Source organism: Rapidithrix thailandica (genome assembly GCF_039710355.1).
In the GTDB taxonomy this organism is placed as follows: domain Bacteria; phylum Bacteroidota; class Bacteroidia; order Cytophagales; family Flammeovirgaceae; genus Rapidithrix; species Rapidithrix thailandica.
Window position 1 is genome coordinate 97,475 of sequence record NZ_JBDKWZ010000007.1, and the last position, 24,225, is coordinate 121,699.

A 24,225-nucleotide genomic window follows, 5' to 3' on the forward strand; every position below is an offset into this window, starting at 1 on the left:
AGATGGCTCTGCCGGAGCAAAAAGATTACACTCATTGCCCAAGCTAGCAAACTTTCATGAAAAGCTTCGAAGAATTTCAACAGTACTTTGATATGACCATCAAGGAAGCGCTTGAAGATATTGAAAAGCGTAGAAGCAACATGCATTACTGGAGGCATATGTTGGGCATTATTGGTGGGGCTTTGCTCCTGATACATTGGACCTTTGTAGCGTTGGATATCATTCCCTCTTACACCATGATCCCAACTTTGTTGGCGATTCCGGCCGTGGCCTATTTCATTTATCAAAGGGTCGTACTGGACACCTCCATACCGGACGATTACAAAGAGACCGTAGTCAAACAGATGATTCACTTTGTGGATCCCTCTTTGAACTATCAAGCAGAAAACTACATCAAATACGAAGTATTCAAAGAAAGTGAGTTATTTTTATTAAAACCCGATCATTACATAGGGGATGACTATATTGACGGAACCATTGGCGGGGTCGGCATACAAGTATCGGAACTGGAGGTGATGTTGGAAACCCAAGGAATGCGGCAAAAAAAACCTCGCTGGAACACACTGTTTCATGGGATCTTTTTGGTAGCTACCACCAGTCAGTCCTACTCCGGCAAGACCTTCATACTCAGCGACAACTTGTATAAACGAATGGGTTATGCGGGAATGTTGGTACAAATGAATAATTTAGTACGGGGGCATTACATTCAAGCGGAGAATATTCAATTTCGTAAAAACTTTGTTGTGTATGCTGAGAATGCATTGGAAGGCAAAGAGTTACTGACCGAGGAATTAATGGAAAGTCTGTTAGTGTTAAAAAAGAAAAGCCACTGCCCGGTATATGTCTCTTTGATAGGCCACAAAGTGTATGTAGCAGTGGACCTACGCAAAGATGTTTTTAAAGTGGATATTAACAAACCCTTGTTTGATGCCCGTTTTGTAAGAAGTTTTTATGATGAATTATATTATATTTTAGGAATCGTGCGGGACCTGGGCCTTGGTGAGTTTCCCTCGCCTACATCCGGCCCTGAAAATCACATCCCGATGGATCAGTTTTCTGAACCTCCGATGGAACAAGAGCACTTTGATTTCGATCAAGACGACTTTGAGTAAGAACTAAACTTAGAAAGGATGGAAAGTAAAAGACAAAAGAAATTTTCAAGATTAATACAAAAAGACCTGGGCGATATTTTTTTACAAAAATCCGCCACTTGGTTTCACAATGCCTTTGTCACCGTTACACAGGCAAAAATTTCCCCTGATTTGCGGGAAGCAAAAGTGTATTTGAGCTTTATGAATGCCAAAGACAAGGAAGAGTTATTGGAACATATTCAAGACAACACCAAAACCATCCGGCAAGAATTAGCTCAACGTATCAAAAACCAAGTCCGGTCTATTCCCGTATTACATTTCTTTTATGACGATACGGAAGATGTGGCCGCAGAGGTGGAAACCCTTTTTAAAGACCTGGATATTCCCCCTGCTGCCTCTGAAGACGAAAAAGAATAACCTATACCTGAACCAACCCATCCTTATAGCAAATTGAAAGGATGGGTTTTGATCAGAAAATACGATCCAACGTACCTTTGTTTGATTTAAAAAACCACTGAACAAGCCTTGCTGACATTTTTTCGACTTAATGATCCCTTTCGCATCTTGGGTGTACTACTCATTGTATTCTTGCTACGGCTGCCTTTTTACCTTAAAGGCCTTCCCTTGATGATCCCCGAACTCAATTGGATGCTGGTAGGGGAAAGCCTGGCAAAGGGGGGGCATATGTACACCGATGTATGGGACAACCTTGGCCCATTGGCGGCCGGAGTTTATTGGTGCGTGGTCGGGCTTTTTGGCAAAAGTCAATTAGTTTTTCAAATTCTCGGGTTAATTCTGGTGGTAATCCAGGCATTTATTTTCAACCGTTTCTTGATCAAGAATGGGGTATATAATGAGAAAAACTACTTACCGGCTTTGTTTTACGGCCTGTTTATGTGCCTGAATTTTGATTTCCTCACCCTTTCTCCGGCCCTCCTGGCATTGACCTTTCTGCTCTTGGTCCTGCGGAATATCATCCGGTTGGATGAGCGGTTTGTGGAAGAGGACATTTTTAAAACCGGCATTTACCTTGGTATAGCCACCCTGCTTTTTGCTCCCAGTGTCGTATTTCTACTTTCCACTATCATCGGATTTATGCTGTTTCGCTCGGCCTCACCCCGCTATTTTATGATGGTCCTATTCGGATTTGCCTTTGCTATTAGCTTGGTCATCACCTATTATTTCTTTGTGGACGGCTTGAAAAATTTCATCGATTTCTACCTTGCCTCACTTCTTACTTTTAAAGGGCTCAATTATGTCTCTTGGTTTGAAATCATTTGGGTATCCATTATTCCGGCAGTGCTTACGGTATTAGCGATCGGAAAGCTGGGTACAGAGCGTGGTTTTATTAACTTTCAGGTCATTTGCCAGCAGTTTATGGCTGTTTGGATGATCAGTGCCGGATTGGTCTTATTCGTAAGTCCTCAATTTACGACCTATCAACTGATTCTGTTCGTTCCGGGCTTAAGCTTTTTCACCACCCATTTTGTGATGCTCACCCGGAACCGCTTAATCGCCGAATTAAGTTTTTGGGTCATTACGGCCGCTTTGATGACGGTAAGTTATGCCACCGTATACCTGGATCAACAAGACAACCCCTATTCTCCCAATTTCTCCAAAGTATTTGTCAAACAAGATGATGCATTGATCACCGACCGTCCTAAAACTATGTTGGTATTAGGAGATCAAATATCTTCTTATCAGGGAAATTCTCTTGCAACACCTTATCTCAACTGGAAATTAAGTGAAAAGCATTTTTCACACTTGAACAACTACCAGGTACTCTCTGCCATCTTGGAAAATTTTGAAAAAGGCTACCCGGAAATTATCATCGACCCAAAAGGGATTACGCCTCAGCTATTTCAAAACATTCCCGTATTGGCTCAAAAATACCGTCTCAAGAAGGAAAATGTATGGGTATTAAAACCGGAAGAGCCTAAGGTAACACAACAGTGATACAAGGACTATGGATGTTGTGAAGCAAATGTAGCCAATTGTTTCACAACCCATTCTACCTGTTTTTCACTCATTTCCGGAAAAACAGGCAGTGAAAGGATTTCATTTTTCAATTGTGTTGCCACGGGGAAATCTTCCGGGAAATGACCGTAATGTTTATAAGCCGGTTGGAAAGGTAAAGGAATCGGGTAATGCACGGCTGTCTGAATACCCTTACTCTCCAAAAACGACATCAATGCCTCTCTTTTCCGGGTACGGATCACATATTGATGATACACATGAGTGGTCTCCGCTTGTCTTTTGGGTAACTGGTAAAAGCGTTTGTCTATATTTTCGTCATAATACCGGGCGACACGATTGCTCTCCTTTATCCAAGTATCCAGATAAGGTAATTTTACCTGTAACATAGCGGCCTGCATTTCTCCCATCCGGCTATTCCGGCCTTCCATCACATGAATATTTTTCTCGATTTGCCCTTGGTTCAACATAATCCGTATAGACTTCGCAACCCTGGCATGAGAAGTCACAATGGCACCACCTTCCCCATACGTCCCTAATACTTTGGTGGGGTAAAAACTAAAAGTACCAATATCGCCGATGGTTCCAACCTTAGCGCCTTGGTAAGTGGCACCATGGGCTTGGGCCGCATCTTCAATTACCCATAGATGATGCTTTCGGGCTATTTGCATAAGTTCCTTCATGGGGGCAGGATTCCCATATAAATGTACGGGGATAATAGCTTTTGTTTTCGGAGTAATTTTATTCTTACAATCCTCCGGGTCAATGGTATAATACTCCGGATCAATATCTACGAATACAGGTTTAGCGCCCACACGGCTTACCGCACTGGCAGTAGATATCCAGGTAAGAGCAGGCACCAACACTTCATCACCTCTTTGTATACCCATAGCCTCCAAGGCCAACTCCAAAGCGTCCGTACCGTTGGCACATGCCCTACAATAGGAGGCATTCAGGTATTTTGCAAAAGTAGCTTCCAACTCCCTGACAAATGGCCCGTTGGTAAACATTCCGTTTTCAAATACCTTCGCCAATGCCCGGTCAATTTCCGGCCGGATGCGCTGATATTGCGCTTTCAAATCCAACAAAGGCACTTTAACGTTCAAATGTACGTCCTCCATATAATTTCCGATTTCAAGGGTTTGTTACCTTTGAATGCCTTCAAAGGCAGGGCTTTTTCAAGGGTAGAAATAAATTAAAAACAAATCCGGAAGAGATGAAAAACAAGGAACAGTCCGGGTGTTTGCCGGTTACTTTCCTTTGCCAATAAAGCTACTAAAAAATGATTACATCTATCAACACAATGGCCTGTTCACTCAAATACTTTTCTCCTCCATGTACTACTGGGCCACGGTAGGGTCATCGCTGGAAAAATTTTGAGTGGTTTTGAAATAGGGAGGCTGGTCTTTTTTCCGGACTTTATCCAGGTATGTTCCACAGCCCAGGTACCGGTAGTTTCTGTCCAAAATATTGGCTCTGTGCCCCGGAGAGTTCATCCATTCTTGCAGTATACTTTTGGCAAAGCTCAAATACGTATGGGTGGGAATGGGCGCGCCTTTATATTGATAGCTAAAATACCCCCCATTTTGCGAAGGCCCGTATACGGCCCGGTTAGGAGTCAGTTGGATGGCAAAGGTATAAGCGATATTTTCTGCGGCAAAAGTATTGACCAGCCCAGCGGCATTCAGGCGGTCTGTCATTGTTCGCTTTCCTTTCACTTTGCTTTTATGACTATAAAAATTGTATTTCACCATATCCTTTGAATGCTCCCAAGCCACTTGCTCCAAGGTAGGACTGTATTGGCACAAAGGCAGTTTATGTTTGGCCCTGATACGATTGGTTTCATAAAATACGGCTGCATTTAAAAGAGGATAATCTATATCTTTCAATACAATAGGCTTCTGAGCCTGGGGAAGTTGGGAAAACGTTTGATAGTTGTGGGTTTGATACATTTCAGCTTCCCATCCCGACTGACAGAAAAGGGGAGCATGGCAGAATAGACATAAACACCACAAGAAAGTATATTTCATCATGCAATTTTTACTTTTAGCAATATGCTGTATTAAAACTTTGCCAAAAATCAATCAGCGCCCTGGAAGAAGTAATTATTGATACTGAAGTGAATTAAACTTTTTCTTTTTCCTGAAAAATGTTTCAAAAAGACCTCCTCTGTGTTACTTTTTTCAACAATAGCTTTGGCTATTCTCTTCAACAAGTGCCTTGATGAGCCGATTTTGATTCCATCTTCGGTCAAAAACTATACGTGTAAACCACTTCTATAAGATAGCTCGGCCAAACAACTCCTCGCTGAATTCACTCACATCAGACCTATTAAAAATTCAACAAAAATTCGGTACCTTCCTGTTCATTGGAACAAGCCGTAATCGTACCCTTATGTTGTCGCATGATTTGCCTGGAAAGGCTTAATCCAATTCCCGAACCGTTCTTTTTTGTGGTATAAAATGGGATAAAAATCCGGTCCAGGGCCTCTTTTTCTATCCCCGGCCCGTTGTCTTTCACCGAGATAACAGGCCGGTTCTTTTTGCCCTGCATAGCACTTAATGTCACCCGGTGTACCTGTCCGTTGGTCTGTTCATGTTCATGAAAAGCCTGAATTGCATTTTTCAATAAGTTGATCAACACTTGCTCAATCAATTCGGGATCGGCAGTGATAATCAAAGAAGGCGGGTCCATTTTGATCACAAAGTCAATCTCATGTTTGAGAAACTCGTTGTTCATCAATAACTTAATCCTTTCAAACATCTCCGCCACTTTTACATGGGCCATTTTTGGGGTCGGGACATGGGTCAGGTTGCGGAATTCATTGACAAAGCGGATCAAGCCATCGCTTCTTCTTTGAATGGTTTGTACGGCCAATTGCAGGTCTTCCAGGTCGTCTTTTTGAAATTCTTGTTGATGTTCTTGGTTGGAAATCAGGTACGACAGCTCTCCTTCCACCGTTGTTGCCAGGGAGGAAATAGGCGTGACCGAATTCATAATTTCATGGGTAAGTACACGAATCAGGTTTTGCCAGGCATCCATTTCCTGTTCTTCCAGTTCCGAATGGATGTTCTGAATGGTCACCAATTTAAACTCTTCACCCTTCAGGTACAATTCAATCGCATACACGGCTAGCTGAACCAACTCTCCATTTTTTCTTACCCTGATCAAGGCCTTGGCACCTGTCCGGAGTTGTTTGAATGTATCGATCAGTTCCGGGCTGAAGCTCTCCAACTCCTGTATATTTTGCAAGCGGTTAATTTTAAACAAACGCTTAGCGGCCGTATTGATAATCTGAACATTACCATTGCGCTCAAAGGAAAGAATCCCGATCCCGATATGGTGAATTATATTTTTCAGGTATTGGTACTCGGCTTCTTTCTCTGCCCGGATTTGCTTGAACCGGTACAAAACTTTATTAAACTCCTGATCGAGTTCATCAAAAGCCCCTCCCCTTCCTTTTAATTTATAGGTATGGCTAAAATCTCCGTAACGAATAGAGCTAAAGAAATCCACCAACTCGCGATTGGTATTCTCCATCAGGTTGATCAAAGCAATCACCTGATAGACCACCAAGCCGGCCACAAAGCCAATAGTGGCAAAATACCCGGAGCTTTCAATGAGGTAGACCATGGCAAAGATGGTGACTACCAAACCTACCGCACGGATGGATACATTTAATCTGAAATTTTTAAAGCCCATGCTTTTCCAATCTTCTATACAATGATGCCCGGGTCAGTCCCAGCGATTTGGCTGCTTTCGAAATATTACCTGAATACCTGCTGATCGCCTTTTGGATCATCATTTTTTCCACGGTTTCCAGGTCGTATTCGGAAAGATCGACTTCCCCTTGTTCGTTTTTATGCACCAGAAACTGAAAGTCCGTAGGCTGTAATAGCTCATTATCACTCATGATAATGGCCCGCTCCAAGGCATGCTGCAACTCCCGAACATTGCCTGGCCAATGGTATTTTTGTAATTTTTTAATTGCTGCGGGAGCTGTCCGCAACAAGGGTTTTCTATATTTTTTACAATATACTTTGACAAAGTGATCCACCAACTGCGGAATATCTTCGGCCCGGTCTCTTAAAGGCGGCAAATGGATTTCGACCGTGTTAATCCGGTACAAAAGATCTTGCCGGAATTCATTGCTTTCCACCATTTCGTAAAGAGGCATATTGGTAGCACAAATCAGACGGATATCAATCGGGATTTGTTTGTTGGAGCCCACCCGGGTAATCTCTCTCCTTTGCAATACGGTCAGCAGTTTGGATTGGAGAGACATGGAAAGGTTGCCGATTTCGTCCAGAAACAGAGAGCCTTCGTTGGCAATTTCAAAGCGCCCGGCCCGCTCTTCTTTGGCATCGGTAAAGGCACCTTTTTTATGACCGAACAGCTCACTTTCAAACAGACTTTCGGTGATACTGCCCATATCCACATTGATAAAGACATTGTCTTTCCGCAAAGATTGTTGGTGGATTGCCCGGGCGATTACTTCCTTACCGGTTCCGTTCTCTCCCAAGATCAAAATATTGGCATCCGTAGAGGCCACCTTATTAATGATGTTGAACACCCGGAGCATGCTATCACTGTTGCCAATGACTTCTCCGAAGGGTTTGTTGATCTCCGAAGTCAATTGGTTTTTAGCTTGCTTCAAGTTTTCTACTTCTTTGTACGATTTTTTCAAGCGAACGGCCGAAGACAAAGTGGCCAGGAGTTTTTCATTTTGCCAGGGCTTCAGAACAAAATCCGTAGCGCCTGCTCTCAAGGCCCTGACAGCCATCTCCACATCGCCATAAGCCGTAATTAATACCACCACGGCATTGGGATCAATTTCCAGGATCTGGTCTAACCAATGGAAACCTTCTTTGCCACTTGTGGTATCTTTACTGAAATTCATATCCAGTAAAATCACATCATAGGTATCATTGTTCAGCAGAAACGGGATCTTCCCCGGATTTTTTTCCACTTGCACAAAATCCGCATGTTTCTTCAGCAACATCTTGGCGGCCAACAGTATATCCTCATTATCATCTATGATCAATATTTTACCTAGTTCTTTACTCATTCTTAGTATAATATTTGAGTGAAATCCTCCTAAAATTTAGCGAAGAAGCCGTTTGAATTTTATTTTTCATCTTACAAATTCAAACCGACTCTAATGGATATATTTGAAATAATTTTGAAACTCTACAGACGTCCCGAGTTCGTCTGTGTAAGTGTACATCATTGCTTCATCCATTGCTATACTGATATATTTCCAGTTAACCGATGATTGTATAATCCTAAATTCTAAAGTAAACAATACTATGAAAATTCTACTCAATTCTTACAAAAACGGCTTGTTTGTTTTGTTAATGGGCATTTTTTTTCTTTCTTCTTGTGAGGAGAAAAAGAAAACCGACCAAACAAATACCGAAACGGAGCCGCAGGAAGTGAGCGAAGGCGAATGGCAGTACCGGGATGAACTCTCGCACCTGCCCCTTGAACAACAAATTACGGTCTTATACGACAGTTTGCAGAGTTTGAAAGCTCAAGCCATGGCTTCGGAAAAGACCAAGCTGCACTCTACTCAGCTTTTTGTTGAAGAAATTGAGTTATTGAACAAGCCCTATGACGCTCAAAAATTAGAGACGGTAAAAAATGCTCAAAACACACTGAAAGAACAAGTATATGACTCTGTAAGCTTCAGTGATGTACAGGTGATGGAACGTTATGATAATGCCACCGAAAAACTGATTGCAGCCTTGAATGACTTTGCTGAGAACACTGAAAATTTTGACAAATTTGAACGAGCCAATATTCTGCTCAACGAAGTCATTGTTGCAGACAAAAACGATTTTACGCTCCGGAAAGATTACAACAGTTTTGCCCAAGAACTTAACAGCCTATTGGAAGAAAAAAAGGCAGAAGTACAGCAACTGGGTGAGGCCTTTAAATCGATGCAACCGGTTAGCTTCTTTTATGGTGAACCGATGATGTAAATCTCCCAAACAATAGTCAAACCATCCGGGTACTCCGGTATCCGGATGGTTTTTATCTCCTCATACCTTCCCTTCCGTTTTTTCAGTTCTCTCCCTTTGTTCATTTATCAAATCGAGCTTGGCATGCTATAGATATAAGGAAAAATTTATAGTTTTATAGCTTGTTGTGAAATCCGATTACGCTTACACCTCAATTGGACGAACACAAAATAAGAGAAGTAAACAACTCACCCAACTAAAAAAACACATGAAAGAAAGCCTTAGAAGACCAAGTTTACTACAAGCCTTTATTCCTATCCTATTTTTAATTAGCATCCTTTCCATCAATGTTTATATCTACGGTTCAGACGGGCTCAGTGGTTCCAACCAGATTGTTTTGATTCTATCCACGGGAGTGGCATGCCTGGTTGCCTCCCGCCTGGGCATGTCCTTTGATGCGATGGTCAAAGGAATGGTCCACAGTATTAATTCAGCTATGCCCTCTATTCTCATTCTGCTTTTGATCGGGTCCTTAGCCGGCACCTGGTTGATTAGCGGGATCGTACCGGCCATGATTTACTACGGTTTAAAAATTCTGAATCCCGTCATCTTTTTATTTGCGGCCTGTACCATCTGTGCAATTGTCTCCCTGGCCACCGGCAGCTCTTGGACTACCGTAGCTACTATTGGTATAGCCTTATTGGGAATAGGCAAGGCCTTAGGCATGAGCGAAGGGGTCATAGCCGGAGCCATTATTTCCGGGGCCTACTTTGGCGATAAAATGTCCCCTCTTTCAGACACTACCAACTTAGCGCCTGCCGTAGCGGGTACCGACCTGTTTACCCATATCCGCTATATGATCTACACCACCGGTCCTTCCATCCTAATTACCCTCATTATCTTTTTGGTCATGGGTTTTTCTTATGATAGTGAAGCCAGCCAGATCAACGTGGGCAATGTCATGCAATCCTTAGAGAACAATTTCAACCTGAACCCTTTGTTGTTTGCGGTTCCGGCTATTGTTTTGTTTATGATTATCAAAAAAGTACCGGCCCTGCCGGCCTTACTGGCGGGCACCTTGTTAGGGGGTATTTTTGCCTTGATCTTTCAAGTAGATATTGTGGTACAAGTATCCGGAGAGACTGAAAGCTTTGCCAAAGCCTGTTATATGGGGATCATGCAATCCATGTTTGGGGATATTGCCATCACTACCGAAAATGAAGCTGTCAACCAACTCCTCTCCACCGGAGGGATGGCCGGAATGCTCAACACCATTTGGCTGATTATCTCCGCAATGGTTTTCGGTGGGATCATGGAAGCCAGCGGGATGTTACACCGCATTACCGAACTGATTATTGAAAAGGCCAAATCTACCGGGACATTAATTGCTTCTACGGCCGGTACCTGTATCTTTTTTAACCTGACGGCTTCCGATCAATACCTGGCCATAGTCATCCCCGGAAAAATGTTTTCCAAAACCTACGGAGAGCGGGGCTTAGTACCTGAAAACCTCAGCCGTACTTTGGAAGACTCGGGCACAGTCACTTCCGTATTAATCCCTTGGAATACCTGCGGAGCCACACAAGCCGGCGTATTAGGGGTGGCCACGATTACTTATTTGCCCTATTGTTTTTTCAATATCATCAGTCCTTTTATGACGATTTTGTTCGGTTACCTGAACATCAAAATCCGGAAAATGAAATCCCAAGCGACAAAACCGACAGCCATGGTTTCCTAACGGTTAAAGCCTGTTTAGGATACAAAGAAGAGAATCTATAAAGTTTTCGGAGAATGTTGACAAAAATCAGTTTTTATGAACTAAAATGGTTTCACCTTTGTATTGGAGAAACACTCGTTAACCGTAAAAACCATAATTGTCAAAATGCCCAAAAGCTCAAGAAAAACCCCAATCTCTGATGCTGCAAAATTTTTTAGTAATTACACAAAAGATGGTCAGTCAATTTATGCTAACTACAGTAATTACCAACAACATGTAAACTTAAATGAAGTTAAATTTCAGCAAAAGCCTTCGGTTAAATAACCCGAAGGCTTTTTTCATTTCCGGGATTTCCAAGACTTCTTTTCTCTCCTTTCCCTTTCTTTTGATTAACTTCCCCCTCTCGAAGCAATTTCCTATAAGTTACTTAAAAGCCCCTACTACCTTACAAAATATACCTGTATGAAAGCAATCATTATTGACCAACCCGGTCCTGTAGAAAATATGTATTGGGGGGAAGCCCCAATGCCCGAACCCGGCCCCGGGCAAGTGTTAATCCGTGTACATGCTACTTCAGTCAACCGCGCAGATACTTTACAAAGACAAGGGCTTTACCCCCCTCCTCCGGGCGAAAGCCCGATCATGGGTTTGGAAGTTGCCGGGATAGTTGAAAGTACCGGAGAAAATGCCCAACAATGGAAACCTGGCGACCGGGTATTTGCCTTGTTGGCCGGGGGAGGATATGCCGAATATGTGACGGTGCATGAATCCTTGGTTATGCCAATTCCCAATAAACTTCACTTTGAGGAAGCTGCCGGTATTGCCGAAGTATTTTTAACCGCCTACCAGGCAATCTGTTGGCTGGGAAAGTTTCAAAAAGGGGAAACCGCTTTGGTCCATGCCGGAGCTTCCGGAGTAGGTACGGCCGCTATTCAATTGGTGAAAATATTGGGTGGTAAATCCATTGTGACTGTAGGCACACAACAAAAGTTGGATTTTTGTAAAAAACTGGGAGCCGACTTTGGCATCAATTATACTCAAGAAAATTTTGCCGAGAAAGTAAGGGATTACACCCAACACAAAGGAGCTAATTTGATCATCGATTTTATCGCAGGTTCTTATTACGAACAAAACTTCAAGGCCATAGCCGTAGATGGACGTTGGGTCGTATTGGCTTTATTAGGAGGCCGGAAAAGCGAAGAATTTGATTTCGGAAAGTTGCTGGGAAAACGCGTACAAATCATGGGATCAACGCTGCGCTCCCGTTCCCTTGCTTATAAAGCGGAATTGATCCAAGATTTTAGCGATCAGTTTATGCAGGCCTTTGAAAACAACCGACTTTCCCCCGTCATTGATCAAATATGGCCAATTGAACGGGTAGCTGAAGCCCATCACTATTTGGAAAATAACCAAAATATGGGTAAAGTGATTTTAAAAGTTCAATAGCAAAAAAAACGGATTAACCTTATGAAAATCGCCATTATCTCTGACATTCATGACCATGTATGGAATTTGCAAGCTTTCTTACAACAAAAGGCCGGTGAAGCCGATGTACTTCTTTGTTGCGGTGACCTTTGCTCTCCATTTATCATCAGCATGCTTGGTAAAGGCTTTCAAAAAGATATACACGTGGTGTTTGGCAATAATGATGCGGACCAATTCCGCATCACTCAGAATGCCTTTCAATTAGCCAAAGACAGGCTCTTTATCCACAGTGAATTGGCTGAAATCGAATTGGATTCCCTGAAAATCGCTGTCAATCACTATCCTAATATTGCCAAACCCCTATTTGCTTCGGGAAAATATGACTTGGTATGTTACGGACATAACCACCAGTTTCATATGTTCAAGGAAGAAGGACGTTTTCTTCTCAACCCCGGTCCCTTAATGGGATACGACCCTAGCCATGGCAAGGACGTACCTCCTACATTCATACTCTTTGATACAAGCAGGAAGTCCGCACAGGGCTTTCAACTCATCGACCATCAATTCCTGCCTGTTCAAGAAAAGCACGGCAAGCTTGAATGAGTTGCCACATTTCTTAAAATTATAGTGCTTGTTCCAAAGCATCAATATTCGTTGCATTAATCAAGTGCAGATTCCGGGAGATTTTTTCTTTATCCCAATCCCACCAGGCAATGGAAAGCAAACGCTGGACCGTTGACGGGTCAAAACGCATTTTAAGAACTTTGGCCGGATTCCCTCCTACCACGGCATAGTCGGGCACATCCTTGGTCACCACCGACCTGCTGGCAATAATGGCCCCATTCCCTACTGTAACTCCCGGCATGATCATCGCCTCATGTCCTATCCACACATCATTTTCGATGCGGGTATCGCCTTTGGAAGGAAATTTTTCATTTAAATCAACCCCTTCCAGAATTTTTTCCCAACCATGTCCAAAAATTGCAAAAGGATAGGTAGAAATGGGCCGGGTTTCATGATTACCTCCATTCATGATAAATTTCACTCCGGAAGCAATCGCACAAAACTTCCCAATAATCAGTCGGTCACCGATAAACTCAAAATGGTACAATACATTTTTCTCAAAATTGGCCGGGTTTTCAAAATCATCATAATATGTATATTCTCCCACAATGATTCTGGGGTTATTAATAAAGTTTTTTAAAAACACCAATTTATCATGATGTGCCAGTGGATACACCACGGATGGGTCAGGTCCTGTCATGGAAATTACAATATAATGTTTAGAAAAAATGAATTGAATACAAGGAGACTGATTCAGAAAAATCAAACCATATATCAAAAGCGCTTGCAAAAACAATAGAAGATTTGCAACGAAAGAGAATTACCAAAATCCTTTTTGGCAGCCAGTCAATTTGTGGGAAGGATTATAAAGTGTTCATAATGCCTGTAAAGGTAAAAAATAAGTCCTAAAACCAAAGGGCATTTACTTTTTTGTGCTTTCAAAGTAATGAATTGTCAGTAGCCGGACGGTTCGTGAAACACAATCCAATTATCTTAAACTTTGACGGGAGGTTCACCGGTTTTTCCCTTTCAACATTCCATGTTAAACCTTTTGAGAATGATATACTACTAAACTCATGAGGTATCTGCTGCTATCCTGGTTTACGTTTTTCGTATTCTTATTTTCAGTGAATGCTCAAAAACCCATCAAAAAGATGAACGGATTTGAGTTAAGCAACCTGCGTATTCCTCAAACCTCCATTCTTCGGGGAGGACCGCCTAAAGACGGCATCCCAGCTCTTCACTACCCTCCGTTTGTCAAGGCATCCGAGGCTCGTTTTTTAACGGAAGAGGATTATGTAATCGGTGTGGAAATACAAGGAATTGCCAAGGCGTATCCCATCCGGATTTTGAATTGGCATGAAGTCGTCAATGATTTTTTTGCAGAAAAAGCGGTGGTCATTACCTTTTGCCCTTTGTGTGGAAGTGGGGCAGTCTTCGCGTCCGATATCCGGCAAAAGAAACGTACCTTTGGGGTTTCGGGTTTATTGTACAACAGCGATGTACTGCTTTATGACCAAGAAACCCAGTCCCTATGGTCACAACTCAAAGAAGAAGCTATTTCAGGAACTTCCTCAGGCCAACAACTCACCTTATTACCCAGCTTGCAAGTCACCTGGAAGGAATGGAAGCAGCAGCACCCTAACACACTGGTACTTTCTATTCAAACGGGATATCAACGGGATTACAACAGCTCACCTTACACGAACTACAAAGACAGTGAACAACTATGGTTTCCGGTACCCCACACGAATAAGACTTTTCCCAACAAAGAAAAAGTCCTTGGCATTCGCGTGAATGATAAATATAAAGCCTATCCCTTTTCCGAATTAAAAAAAATCAAACAGAAGCTTATTGAAGATGAGTTTCAAGGCCAAAAGCTCAGACTTCATTTTAACCGCCAAACCCAAACTGTTACCATCCGGAATTCAGAGGGAGACATTTACCCCAGCATCACTTTGTATTGGTTTGCTTGGTACGCCTTCCACCCCGATACGGAAATTTATCATATAAACGAGGAGTAAAACCACAGAAAAGGAGATAAGAAACCAAGTGCTAAAAATCCATAAAAAGTCCGTATAAGCTCTCCGGAATGATGTATTTTTATAGATTCAATCAAGACCGTTTAACCCTTTTTATGAAGATGAAAATCACGATCTCTTATTGTTTATATTCCATTCTCTTACCTTTGATCAGCCTCGCTCAACCCCAACTCACCACTGAACCGGGTACGTATGACAACACATCTCAAGTGGAAGAATTAAAACATAGAAAACACATCGAACGTCAATTGACCCTTTTAAAAAACGAAGGGGAAGTTATTCCTATCCGGCAGGTAAGTACCCCTGCTCTTGCCACGGTTTCCATAGGAGAGAAAAACCTTACCCCTTTTCAACAAGGCATTACACGATATACTGCTTGCCCTCATTTCAACCTGGATTTTGAAAACAGCCCAGCAAAGTTAGCCCAACTCGAGACACAGCTTCAACCCTTTTCGACCGTAATCATTGGCATCCATCAATTTATCCCCTTGGGAAGCAGTACGGCCTTGGGAACTTCCACCCAAGAATTTATCAAACAATTGATGAAGCAACATACTGTAATTGTTGCCTTCTTCCGGCCAGCTGCCGAACTCAAACGTTATGCATTTTTAGCAAATGCTCAGGCCTTACTTTTAGCTCATCAGGATGATCCCACCACCGGAGATTTAGCCGGGCAATTGCTTTTCGGAGGCATCGGAGCCAAAGGGAAATTGGAATTTGCCATTGATGATTTATTTCAAGTCAACGATGGCCTTGTCACACAAGGCGGATTTCGTTTGAAATACACCCTCCCGGAAGAACTGCATATTCACTCGGCTTTACTATCACACCGGATCGACTCGGTGGTCCGGTTGGGCCTGACAGAAAAGGCGTTTCCGGGCTGTCAGGTGCTTGCGGCAAAAAACGGAAAGGTCTTTTTTCAGAAAAGCTATGGATACCATACTTACCAATATCAAAATAAAGTAAAGGACGATGATGTGTACGATTTGGCTTCGGTGACGAAAGTCACAGCCGCCACCTTGGCACTGATGAAAATGGTAGAAGAGGGGAAGATTGATTTGGACGCTCCTTTCAGCACCTATTGGAAGGATTTTAAAAAGAAAGAGAAAGCCAATTTTACAGTCCGGGAGGTGTTGGCCCATTACGCCCGCCTACATCCTTATATTGTCTATTGGCAACAGGCCGTCCGTAAAAACGGGAAGTTCAAATGCCATACATTTAAAACCGATTCCAACAAGCGATACAATGCCAGAGTAAGCAAAGACTTGTATATGCATCGCAAATTCCGGAAAAAAGTCTATAAAGCCATCCGGCAATCGCCCTTGAACCCAGGGAAAGAATATGTCTATTCCGGTCTTTCTTTCTTATTATACCCTGAAATCATCAAGCATCTGACCGGGCAAAACTTCGATCAATTTTTACAGACACAATTTTATCAACCTTTAGGAGCTAGCAACCTTACGTTCAACCCTTATGAAACATTGCCGGCTCAACGCATCGTGCCTACGGAATATGACAGCTTATTCCGCAAAGGACAAATTCATGGGTTTGTCCACGATGAGGCCGCAGCGGTGATGGGAGGCATATCGGGAAATGCAGGACTGTTTTCCAATGCCAATGATTTGGCGAAAGTCTTACAAATGTGGTTGCAAAACGGCACTTATGCCGGCACCCGCTATTTGAAGGAAGCAACTGTCAAAGAGTTTACCCGCTGCCAATACTGTGAAGAAGGCAACCGAAGAGGTTTAGGGTTTGACAAGCCATTGTTAGAGCATAAAGAAAGGGGCTCGGTAGCAGTGAGTGCTTCTATGCAAAGTTTCGGGCATACAGGCTTTACCGGGACCTTGATATGGGCTGACCCTTCAAAGGATTTAGTTTTTATCTTTTTGTCGAACCGGGTATATCCTACCCGCGAAAACAAGAAATTGTATTCACTCAATATCCGTCCGGCCATTCATGAAATCTTGTATCAGTTGCAAGATAGCTATCAGGCAAGCTCAAAGGATTAAACGAAGTTCATAAAAAAGCGCCAGAGGAAATTTCCCTGGCGCCTTGTTTTTTGTGTGTTTCATGGATTTGAAACTAGTTTTCTTCTTCACCCAGTTTTGATAAATCTACTACAATCCCTTTCAGCCCTTCCTTGTTGCCGATCAACTTTTTATAATTATCGGCCTGATCATATGAATAAAAAGGCCCAAAGATCAATTTGTATTGTACTGCTTGAGGGTTGCTCTCATCCACATGTACCAGAACGTTTCTATGAAATTTTTCTTCCTCGTATTCCAGTAATTTCAAAAAGGCATTGCGATAATTTTGGAAGACTCCTACCTGTACGCCAAAACCTTGTTTTTTCAAGCGTTTCACATCCAGTTTAAATAAATGCCGGCTTTTGTCTTTTGCCGTTTGCATTTCGGCTTTTTCAGCCAGAGTGACATCAGGCGCCCCTCGTTCATTGGCATATTGCTCCAGTTTTTCCCCTAACTCTTGTGGAGAGATAAACCCGTAAATACGCTCCAACTCTTTGCCTTCAGGAGTAAAAATCACAATCGCAGGAAAGTACAGTACTTGATACGATTCCGCCAGATCGGCCCCTTCGTCAATAATGGACTCGCCATCCAACTTCATCCCTAAATAGTTGTTCGTTGCATATTCTATCAATGAAGGATCGGTAAATGTCTGTTGGTTCAGACGCTTGGCTACTGTCGTATAGTTAGCATAGAAATAAAGGAAATAAGGTTTTTGAGAAGACTGAGCCCGCATCCGCAAGTGCTCATAGCTGCCATCAAAAAATATAAATTGACTTTGTGCCCAAGTACTTTGTGAAAAACATAGGGCAATAACGATCGAAAAAAGGTAATTCTTCATAGTACAAAAAATTTAATGATACTAGTAGCCTATTGTTGTTGGTTTTAGAGATAAAGTGAATTAAACTTTTTCTTTTTCCTAAAAAATGTTTCAAAAACGCCTCCTCTGTGCTACTTTTTGCAACAATAGCTTTGGCTATTCTCTTCAAAAAATGCCTTGATGAGCCGATTTTGATTCCATTTTCGGTCAAAAACTATTAAGTGTAAACCACTTCGATTCCCAAAGTTCATTGTGTTCTTGTCGCAAGGATAAGTTATCAAGATTTTCAGCAAAAAGCCAGTAAAAACCCAAAGGTTCTCTTTCCGTTTACATCCCATCTTCGGGATATGCTTTCAAAGCCTTCAGTAAAGTTTTATTTTCTTCTTCACTGCCCACGGTAATCCGCAAATACCCCTCACAATTCAACACCGAAGAGCGGTCGCGGACAATCACCAATTTGCGGGTTAAATACGTATATATTTTTTTCGGTTCCTCAAATTTGGCCATGATAAAGTTTGCATCCGAAGGCAAAATACTTTTCACCAAAGGAAGGGCCAACAGGGCTTTTTCCAGGTCCGATTTGTTTTGCAAAATATCTGCCACCATTGCCTGCATTCCCTCACGGTTTTCCAAGGCTTTCAGGGCCAACTGTTGTGTAGCCTCATTTATATTGTAAGGCGGTTTGATTTTATTGACAATCCCGATCACTTCTTTTGAAGCAAAGGCCATCCCCAAACGCAAACCTGCCAATCCCCAAGACTTCGACAAGGTCTGCAATACTACCAGGTTAGGATAGTGCTTTAAAGAGTGGACCCAACTCTGATGAGGGGAAAAGTCGATATAGGCTTCGTCTACCACCAACAAGCCGTCAAAATTATTCAAGAGTGTTTCAATACTCTCCCGGGAAAGCGTATTGCCCGTAGGGTTGTTAGGAGAACATACGAAGATCATCCGGGTATGCTCATCGATAGCGGCTAATACCTTCTCGGTTTGTATGGCAAACTCCTTGTTCAAAGGCACTTCCCGTATCGCCACACGGTTGATGTCCGCACTCACCTGGTACATGCCATAGGTAGGAGGCATGATCAACACATTATCTTCAAGGGGTTCGCAGAAGGCCCGGAACAAGAGATCGATGGCTTCATCACTACCATTACCGATAAAAATCTGCTCTACGCCCAACGCAGGTGTATGGCCCACAAGGGCATGCTTAATCTTGCGTTGATAGGGATCCGGGTAGCGATGGAAATCCCCTCCTCCGGCCGAGCCGTAGGGGTTTTCATTGGCATCTAAAAAAACTCCTTCTGTACCTGTGTATTCGTCTCGAGCGGAAGAGTACGACTTGAGGCTCAATATATGCTTTCGCACAATCTTGTTTACATCAAACATTTTCGTAAATACTTAGAAAACTAACAATTGTTAATTGTTTATGTGCTCATTTCTTGGTTTGATTCCAAACAAATGCTACCTTCGCAGGCCCGTTTTCACAGGGTACTTTTGTTCTGCCCTTTCACAGGGTCATTTTTGTCAAAAGTTCGATCTGTTTTTCCATGTAGGAATCATAAATGCAATGTTAACGAAATCTGCGTAAAGCCTATATCTTAAAGGGGATAAGATTGTAAGATTTCAGGGCTCTCTTCCGTTTTTTATCGTTCTTCTCCTTGGAAAGAAAGCCGGAACTTCTGCGGAGAATATTGCAGGCATTTTTTTTGCCGTTAAAATTTGTTAAACATTTTAACCAGGGGCAACCCTAGAGTAATTTCACACATTAATATTAATAGAACAGTTTGATAAACCAAACTAACATTTAATTATACAACTGACCAGCTTTGATTAACAATTCACACTTATCTACTAAAAGTCAATTAACATGAGTAACATTAACATAAAAAAAGTCATCCCATTTCTAGCCAAACTGCTACTAACCTTCATTATTCTGGGAAATGCAAACTTGTTATTTTCTATGAATAATGCCAAAGGACAGACTAATAATATTGTTCCTAAGGTTCAATTTATGGATAAGCATGATGAGGATGAAAACAACTTTTCCGTAAACGTTGTACAAATAGATGAGGGGAAAGAAATTAAAGTAGAGCTTTCCGGCTTGAAAAATAAAAATGTAGAGTTGGCCCTTTACAATACGATCGGAAACGTTGTCTTTAAAGACAAACTCAGGGCACAATCTAACTTTACTTCTTTAAATATTACGCCAAACGAGCACTTGACCAAAGGACTGTATTTTTTGTCTGTTGTCACTGGCAATAAAAAAATAACCAAAAAGCTCATTTTAAAACATTTCTAAATGGTTTGATCATTTACTTTCTTATATAGAAGTGAATTAAACTTTTTCTTTTTCCTGAAAAATGTTTCAAAAACGATAAGTTGAAACCACTTCATTGTATATACCGAACCCCCTCTCAAAATACGCATTGAGAGGGGGTTCTTGTTTTACGTTCCTTTGATCTTATGATTCGTTTACACAGAAGGTTTGAGATGACATCAGGTAATTGTCATGTTTATGATTTTCCCCTCATGAGTTATGTAAAAAATGCTCCCACCAGCCAAGCATACTGAACTCCAGCCAAATTCATGAGAAAACCACAATATCTTCGATTTCAGTATAATCACTCATAAAGTACGTCTTATGGGTTTCACTATTGGGTAATATAAGGCTTACTTCTATCTGAAACACTCCGTTACTTAAAACACAAAAGCGGCAAGTAAATCAGAAACTTACTTGCCGCTTTTTATCGTTTTTAGAGTCATTTTCGCTTATCCCCCAATCCTTAATCTCTGACCGGGTTTCAGTTTGCTGGAACTCAACTTATTCATTTGTTTAATCTTCTCCACTGTCAGTCCTTTAAACTTATTGGCAATATCCCATAAAGTATCGCCTGACTGTACTACATATACCTGACCGCTTCCTAAAACCAATTTGGGGGTTACAGGTTTTGGAGTTTGTGAGGCCGAAGATTTGCTTTGTGTTCTTTGGGGAGGGGTAGCACCAGCAGAGTATATCACCAATTTCTGCCCGGGATAAATCCGGTTGTGATAAAGATTGTTCCAAACCCGAAGTTTGGACAGGCTGACACGGTTTCGCTGAGCAATCAGCCCCAAAGATTCTCCGCTTCTCACCACATGGTAGTATTTTTCACCTTTTCCTTTCACCGCTACCAATTTCCCATCGTATTTCGATGCTTCCAGAATTTCTTTGGAGTTGTTTAAAAAATGATCCAATCGCATACTTGGAATTCTCAACTTAAAATTTTCCACACCTTTGGGAATATAGCCAAACCGAAGGGCCGGGTTCAAAGTTTTTAAATCTTCATAACACACATTCATTTCTTTGGCCAACTTTCCCAGATCGACTGCTTGGCTTATATATACGGCTTCGGAAGGAATCTCATAATTAGGAAACTCTTGTATTAAATTATGCACTTCCGCATAATTTAATACGTACATCATGGCTACGAATTGAGGCAAATAGGAGCGGGTTTCCCGGGGTAATTTATGATAGATGTCCCAAAAGTGTTTTTTCCCGGATCTCCGTTGCGCCTTCCGGACATTTCCCGGTCCACAGTTGTAAGCAGCAATGGCAAGTTCCCAATCACCAAACATTTTGTACAGCGACCTCAAGTATTTAGCGGCTGCGTGAGTCGCTTTCTCCGGATCCATCCGTTCATCCATGTAGAAATTTTGCTTCAACCCAAACTGTCGCCCCGTATAAGGCATGAACTGCCACAAGCCTAAAGCCCCTACACGAGAACGTGCGGTAGGTTTTAAAGCAGATTCAATAATAGAAAGGTATTTCAGTTCATCCGGCATCCCATGTTCAGCCAATACTTTTTCAAACATCGGGAAGTAAATATTTTTCCGTTGCATAATGGTCAGGGTGTATTCTCTTCTTCTCACGGAAAAATAATCAATAAACAATCGTACCCGCTCATGAAAATTCAGAGGTATCCGGTTTTGAAGACAAGAAAGGCGATCTTGGACTAACTCATCAGAAACGGAAGGAATATAATCGTATTCCTGAATAATATTCTCTATTGAAATGGCAGAGGTGGTGTCAAAACTCAATTGGTATACTTCCTCTTCTTGAGCTGCAGTGGCCGCCACTACTTCTTCTTCCAAGTCGCCCAAAAAAAGATGGTAATCGGGGGGGAATTCAACGGTGAACGTACTATCTATCTCTGTTTGGGATTGTTGGGCCTTTGTTGAAAAGCTGCCCAGAAAACACAGCCCCGTCCACAAGACCAATAAGGGATAATTGTTTAGCGACATAATAGTATCTGGTTTTGACCTAATGATAAATTGATGGGGTACTTCCTCTCGCTTTCTTCTAGTTTGTTAAAGTAGCAAAACATGTAATGTACGGAAATATTTTACTATGCAAATAATACTACATTGAAATTACGAAACCAACTGCAATATTTGCTCCAAAACCCTCCGAATATTACAAGACATAAGTGGTGTTTCTTAAACCCCAATGCTTGTATTTGGGTTCTTGGCTTTCTACTGCCGGGCAGTAATCAAACGCCAAAAACTATTAAATAACATCTTGATTTAGAATATCTTACAATAATCTCTTAACAAAACTTAACTCCGAAAGAGTACACTCCCTCTTGAGCTTAGAAAGACTTTATACAAAAAACAAAAGCGGCTATTTCTCAAGAGGGAAAACTTAACTATTTCTCCGGCCGGATATTCTATAATAAATACTTGGCAAAAGCCAACAATTTATCTTCATTGAAAGCGTTGGCCATAATTTGTAAACCGATGGGCAAGCCTGTTTCTGAGGTACCATTTGGAATGGAAATGGCCGGTATACCGGATACCGAAGCCTGAACGGTAAACAAATCCGCTAAATAATACTCAATTAAATTCTCCTCACCGTATTTCCCAATCTCAAAAGGAGGAGTGGGCGCAGTGGGTAAAATCAAAAAATCCAACTCCTTGAACAAGGCTTTGGTTTGTTCGGCAATCAGCCTGCGCACTTTCTGGGCTTTGGTAAAATAGGCATCGTAGTAACTGGCACTTAAGACAAAGGTTCCCAGCATAATTCTCCGTTGCACTTCCGCTCCGAAACCTTCCGAGCGCGTTCTTTTGTACATTGTTTCCAGGTCGGTTGCTTCTGGGGTCCGGTAGCCGAATTTTACCCCATCGTACCGCTCCAGATTGGTACTTGCCTCAGCTGTGGTAAGGATATAATAGGTTGGTAACACATATTCCAACAATGGAAAAGTAACTTCCTTCACCTCATGCCCTGCCTGTTTCAAAAACTCAATCCGATCCAGGGTTTTCTGTTTTACTTCCGAATCAATTCCCTCACTTTCAATAGTCTCTTTGATATAACCGACCTTTAACGGCCTTTCCAAAGACAGTTTTTGTGCATAAGCCGGCACTTCTCTTTGAGAGACCGTACTGTCGAATTCATCCTGCCCGGCCATCACTTCCAACAAAAGTGCGGCTTCTTCCACCGTATGGCTTAAAATTCCGATGGTATCAAAGGAAGAAGCATAAGCGATTAAGCCCCAACGGGAAATGCGTGAGTAGGTAGGCTTGAGCCCAACTACCCCACAAAAAGAAGCGGGTTGCCTCACGGAGCCACCGGTATCCGAACCTAAAGAGGCATGACATAGCCCGACTGCCACTGCGGCAGCAGATGCCCCGGAAGACCCTCCGGGTACTTTGGTTTCATCTACGGGATTGAGCGTGGGGCCGAACGAAGAATTTTCATTAGACGAACCCATAGCAAATTCATCGCAGTTTTGCCGGCCGATAATAATGACATCTTCATCCAACAAGCGCTGTACGGCAGTCGCAGTAAACTGCGCTTCAAAACCGTTTAAAATTTGACTGGCGGCTTGTAATGGATGCCCTTGATAACACAAGACATCTTTGATACCCAGCACCATTCCGGCTAAGCGGCCTTGAGTACCGTCGGCAATTTTTTGATCAATCGCTTCGGCTCGCTCCAACGCCTCCTGTTGGTATACTTCTAAAAAGATATTGAGATGTTTCTTTTGCTCGATGTTCCGGAGAAAATACTCCACTACCTCTCTGCAGCTAAGTTCCCCATTTAAAACTGCAGCTTGTGTTTTTTGAAATGAAGAATACAAGACTGGCCCTTGGTTTTAGGTGGTAGATTATTTTTTAGCGTACTGGTCCATTACTCCTGCGGAAAAAAATACCTCTCTCCGCCTGGCAATGCATTGACAATCCTGTATTGCCAGACGGGATATATTTTTCAACCGTAAGAAATAATTCCAGCCAGTTGTTTATTTATTTACAGAAGAACCTGTTTTCTTTTGATCCTCTGTACTTTCTTCAATCTCATTTTTGATTTCTTTGGTAGCATCTTTAAATTCTCTGATACCTCTACCCAATCCTCTGGCCAATTCAGGAATTTTCTTTGCTCCGAATAACAATACAACCACTAGTCCAATCAGTAACCATTCCCAGCCACCTGGCATTCCGAACAATAAGACATTCAACATATTCATATTTTTCCGTTTTAATGATTTCTCAAAAATACAAAATTATAGCAAGTAATTCATGGCCTGACCCTACTTATAGATATCCCTTTCAACATTTATCAAACA

General features: G+C 42.1%; 20 protein-coding genes. 10 read left to right on the plus strand and 10 right to left on the minus strand.

Translation table 11 applies throughout. The features are described from left to right. The first annotated feature begins 56 nt into the window (after positions 1 to 56). The 3 genes from AAG747_RS13420 (at position 57) to AAG747_RS13430 (ending at position 3,047) form a co-directional block, all read left to right on the plus strand. Positions 57 to 1,112 (plus strand): DUF3137 domain-containing protein, encoded by a 1,056-nt coding sequence (locus AAG747_RS13420; RefSeq protein WP_346821692.1) that lies wholly within the window; start codon positions 57 to 59, stop codon positions 1,110 to 1,112. A gap of 18 nt (positions 1,113 to 1,130) precedes the next feature. Next, positions 1,131 to 1,508, plus strand: a complete 378-nt coding sequence (gene rbfA / locus AAG747_RS13425) for a 30S ribosome-binding factor RbfA (RefSeq protein WP_346821693.1) — start codon at positions 1,131 to 1,133, stop codon at positions 1,506 to 1,508. Between the two features lie 108 nt (positions 1,509 to 1,616). Continuing rightward, positions 1,617 to 3,047 (plus strand): hypothetical protein, encoded by a 1,431-nt coding sequence (locus tag AAG747_RS13430; RefSeq protein ID WP_346821694.1) that lies wholly within the window; start codon positions 1,617 to 1,619, stop codon positions 3,045 to 3,047. Between the two features lie 8 nt (positions 3,048 to 3,055). Here the strand turns inward: AAG747_RS13430 and AAG747_RS13435 are convergent, their stop codons facing one another. From AAG747_RS13435 to AAG747_RS13450, 4 genes are all read right to left on the minus strand, one after another. After that, positions 3,056 to 4,186 (minus strand): DegT/DnrJ/EryC1/StrS family aminotransferase, encoded by a 1,131-nt coding sequence (locus tag AAG747_RS13435; protein WP_346821695.1) that lies wholly within the window; start codon positions 4,184 to 4,186, stop codon positions 3,056 to 3,058. Between the two features lie 219 nt (positions 4,187 to 4,405). Beyond that, entirely contained in the window at positions 4,406 to 5,098 is a 693-nt protein-coding gene (locus AAG747_RS13440) for a CAP domain-containing protein (protein WP_346821696.1), read from the minus strand. A gap of 298 nt (positions 5,099 to 5,396) precedes the next feature. Then, positions 5,397 to 6,767 carry a sensor histidine kinase gene (locus AAG747_RS13445; protein ID WP_346821697.1) on the minus strand — a complete coding sequence of 457 codons (1,371 nt, stop codon included), beginning with the start codon at positions 6,765 to 6,767 and terminating at the stop codon, positions 5,397 to 5,399. After that, a complete protein-coding gene (locus AAG747_RS13450; protein WP_346821698.1) occupies positions 6,757 to 8,133 on the minus strand; it encodes a sigma-54-dependent transcriptional regulator in 1,377 nt (458 codons plus the stop codon). Before AAG747_RS13450 ends, AAG747_RS13445 begins: the two co-directional genes overlap by 11 nt. Positions 8,134 to 8,374: 241 nt before the next feature. Between AAG747_RS13450 and AAG747_RS13455 the strand changes: the two genes are divergently transcribed. The 4 genes from AAG747_RS13455 to AAG747_RS13470 all read left to right on the plus strand — a co-directional run bounded on the left by AAG747_RS13455 (position 8,375) and on the right by AAG747_RS13470 (position 12,773). After that, entirely contained in the window at positions 8,375 to 9,049 is a 675-nt protein-coding gene (locus AAG747_RS13455) for a hypothetical protein (RefSeq protein ID WP_346821699.1), read from the plus strand. Positions 9,050 to 9,296: 247 nt separating this feature from the next. Next, positions 9,297 to 10,766, plus strand: a complete 1,470-nt coding sequence (nhaC, locus tag AAG747_RS13460) for a Na+/H+ antiporter NhaC (protein ID WP_346821700.1) — start codon at positions 9,297 to 9,299, stop codon at positions 10,764 to 10,766. A 441-nt stretch (positions 10,767 to 11,207) separates the two neighbouring features. Beyond that, positions 11,208 to 12,191: an NAD(P)H-quinone oxidoreductase gene (locus tag AAG747_RS13465; RefSeq protein WP_346821701.1), complete on the plus strand. Its 984-nt coding sequence runs from the start codon at positions 11,208 to 11,210 to the stop codon at positions 12,189 to 12,191. A 21-nt stretch (positions 12,192 to 12,212) separates the two neighbouring features. Next, positions 12,213 to 12,773: a metallophosphoesterase family protein gene (locus AAG747_RS13470; protein WP_346821702.1), complete on the plus strand. Its 561-nt coding sequence runs from the start codon at positions 12,213 to 12,215 to the stop codon at positions 12,771 to 12,773. Between the two features lie 19 nt (positions 12,774 to 12,792). On the opposite strand, the gene AAG747_RS13475 is transcribed toward AAG747_RS13470, so the two are convergent. Continuing rightward, positions 12,793 to 13,434 carry a CatB-related O-acetyltransferase gene (locus AAG747_RS13475; protein ID WP_346821703.1) on the minus strand — a complete coding sequence of 214 codons (642 nt, stop codon included), beginning with the start codon at positions 13,432 to 13,434 and terminating at the stop codon, positions 12,793 to 12,795. A 376-nt stretch (positions 13,435 to 13,810) separates the two neighbouring features. Between AAG747_RS13475 and AAG747_RS13480 the strand changes: the two genes are divergently transcribed. Together AAG747_RS13480 and AAG747_RS13485 are read left to right on the plus strand one after the other, a co-directional pair. Further along, on the plus strand, positions 13,811 to 14,758 hold the full coding sequence (locus tag AAG747_RS13480) for a DUF3179 domain-containing protein (RefSeq protein WP_346821704.1): 948 nt from the start codon (positions 13,811 to 13,813) through the stop codon (positions 14,756 to 14,758). 119 nt (positions 14,759 to 14,877) lie between these two features. Further along, positions 14,878 to 16,785 carry a serine hydrolase domain-containing protein gene (locus AAG747_RS13485; protein WP_346821705.1) on the plus strand — a complete coding sequence of 636 codons (1,908 nt, stop codon included), beginning with the start codon at positions 14,878 to 14,880 and terminating at the stop codon, positions 16,783 to 16,785. Between the two features lie 73 nt (positions 16,786 to 16,858). Here the strand turns inward: AAG747_RS13485 and AAG747_RS13490 are convergent, their stop codons facing one another. Next, entirely contained in the window at positions 16,859 to 17,641 is a 783-nt protein-coding gene (locus tag AAG747_RS13490; RefSeq protein ID WP_346821706.1) for a thioredoxin fold domain-containing protein, read from the minus strand. 306 nt (positions 17,642 to 17,947) lie between these two features. Further along, positions 17,948 to 19,009, minus strand: a complete 1,062-nt coding sequence (gene hisC / locus AAG747_RS13495) for a histidinol-phosphate transaminase (RefSeq protein WP_346821707.1) — start codon at positions 19,007 to 19,009, stop codon at positions 17,948 to 17,950. Between the two features lie 574 nt (positions 19,010 to 19,583). Here hisC and AAG747_RS13500 point away from each other — a divergent pair. After that, positions 19,584 to 19,922: a T9SS type A sorting domain-containing protein gene (locus tag AAG747_RS13500; RefSeq protein WP_346821708.1), complete on the plus strand. Its 339-nt coding sequence runs from the start codon at positions 19,584 to 19,586 to the stop codon at positions 19,920 to 19,922. 470 nt (positions 19,923 to 20,392) lie between these two features. Here AAG747_RS13500 and AAG747_RS13505 read toward each other — a convergent pair whose 3' ends face one another. The 3 genes from AAG747_RS13505 to AAG747_RS13515 form a co-directional block, all read right to left on the minus strand. Further along, the gene (locus tag AAG747_RS13505; RefSeq protein WP_346821709.1) at positions 20,393 to 21,904 is read right to left on the minus strand and encodes a lytic transglycosylase domain-containing protein; all 1,512 of its coding nucleotides are present in this window, start codon (positions 21,902 to 21,904) and stop codon (positions 20,393 to 20,395) included. A gap of 425 nt (positions 21,905 to 22,329) precedes the next feature. After that, positions 22,330 to 23,742: an Asp-tRNA(Asn)/Glu-tRNA(Gln) amidotransferase subunit GatA gene (gene gatA / locus AAG747_RS13510; RefSeq protein WP_346821710.1), complete on the minus strand. Its 1,413-nt coding sequence runs from the start codon at positions 23,740 to 23,742 to the stop codon at positions 22,330 to 22,332. A gap of 159 nt (positions 23,743 to 23,901) precedes the next feature. Beyond that, complete coding sequence (locus tag AAG747_RS13515; RefSeq protein WP_346821956.1) at positions 23,902 to 24,120, minus strand: twin-arginine translocase TatA/TatE family subunit; 219 nt, start codon at positions 24,118 to 24,120, stop codon at positions 23,902 to 23,904. Positions 24,121 to 24,225: the final 105 nt, after the last annotated feature.

Coding starts and splice junctions, on each gene's coding strand:
- AAG747_RS13420 (WP_346821692.1), top strand. CDS start 57: ATGAAAAGCTTCGAAGAATTTCAACAGTACTTTGATATGACCATCAAG.
- rbfA (WP_346821693.1), top strand. CDS start 1,131: ATGGAAAGTAAAAGACAAAAGAAATTTTCAAGATTAATACAAAAAGAC.
- AAG747_RS13435 (WP_346821695.1), bottom strand. CDS start 4,186: ATGGAGGACGTACATTTGAACGTTAAAGTGCCTTTGTTGGATTTGAAA.
- AAG747_RS13440 (WP_346821696.1), bottom strand. CDS start 5,098: ATGATGAAATATACTTTCTTGTGGTGTTTATGTCTATTCTGCCATGCT.
- AAG747_RS13445 (WP_346821697.1), bottom strand. CDS start 6,767: ATGGGCTTTAAAAATTTCAGATTAAATGTATCCATCCGTGCGGTAGGT.
- AAG747_RS13450 (WP_346821698.1), bottom strand. CDS start 8,133: ATGAGTAAAGAACTAGGTAAAATATTGATCATAGATGATAATGAGGAT.
- AAG747_RS13455 (WP_346821699.1), top strand. CDS start 8,375: ATGAAAATTCTACTCAATTCTTACAAAAACGGCTTGTTTGTTTTGTTA.
- nhaC (WP_346821700.1), top strand. CDS start 9,297: ATGAAAGAAAGCCTTAGAAGACCAAGTTTACTACAAGCCTTTATTCCT.
- AAG747_RS13465 (WP_346821701.1), top strand. CDS start 11,208: ATGAAAGCAATCATTATTGACCAACCCGGTCCTGTAGAAAATATGTAT.
- AAG747_RS13470 (WP_346821702.1), top strand. CDS start 12,213: ATGAAAATCGCCATTATCTCTGACATTCATGACCATGTATGGAATTTG.
- AAG747_RS13475 (WP_346821703.1), bottom strand. CDS start 13,434: ATGACAGGACCTGACCCATCCGTGGTGTATCCACTGGCACATCATGAT.
- AAG747_RS13480 (WP_346821704.1), top strand. CDS start 13,811: ATGAGGTATCTGCTGCTATCCTGGTTTACGTTTTTCGTATTCTTATTT.
- AAG747_RS13485 (WP_346821705.1), top strand. CDS start 14,878: ATGAAAATCACGATCTCTTATTGTTTATATTCCATTCTCTTACCTTTG.
- AAG747_RS13490 (WP_346821706.1), bottom strand. CDS start 17,641: ATGAAGAATTACCTTTTTTCGATCGTTATTGCCCTATGTTTTTCACAA.
- hisC (WP_346821707.1), bottom strand. CDS start 19,009: ATGTTTGATGTAAACAAGATTGTGCGAAAGCATATATTGAGCCTCAAG.
- AAG747_RS13500 (WP_346821708.1), top strand. CDS start 19,584: ATGAATAATGCCAAAGGACAGACTAATAATATTGTTCCTAAGGTTCAA.
- AAG747_RS13505 (WP_346821709.1), bottom strand. CDS start 21,904: ATGTCGCTAAACAATTATCCCTTATTGGTCTTGTGGACGGGGCTGTGT.
- AAG747_RS13515 (WP_346821956.1), bottom strand. CDS start 24,120: ATGTTGAATGTCTTATTGTTCGGAATGCCAGGTGGCTGGGAATGGTTA.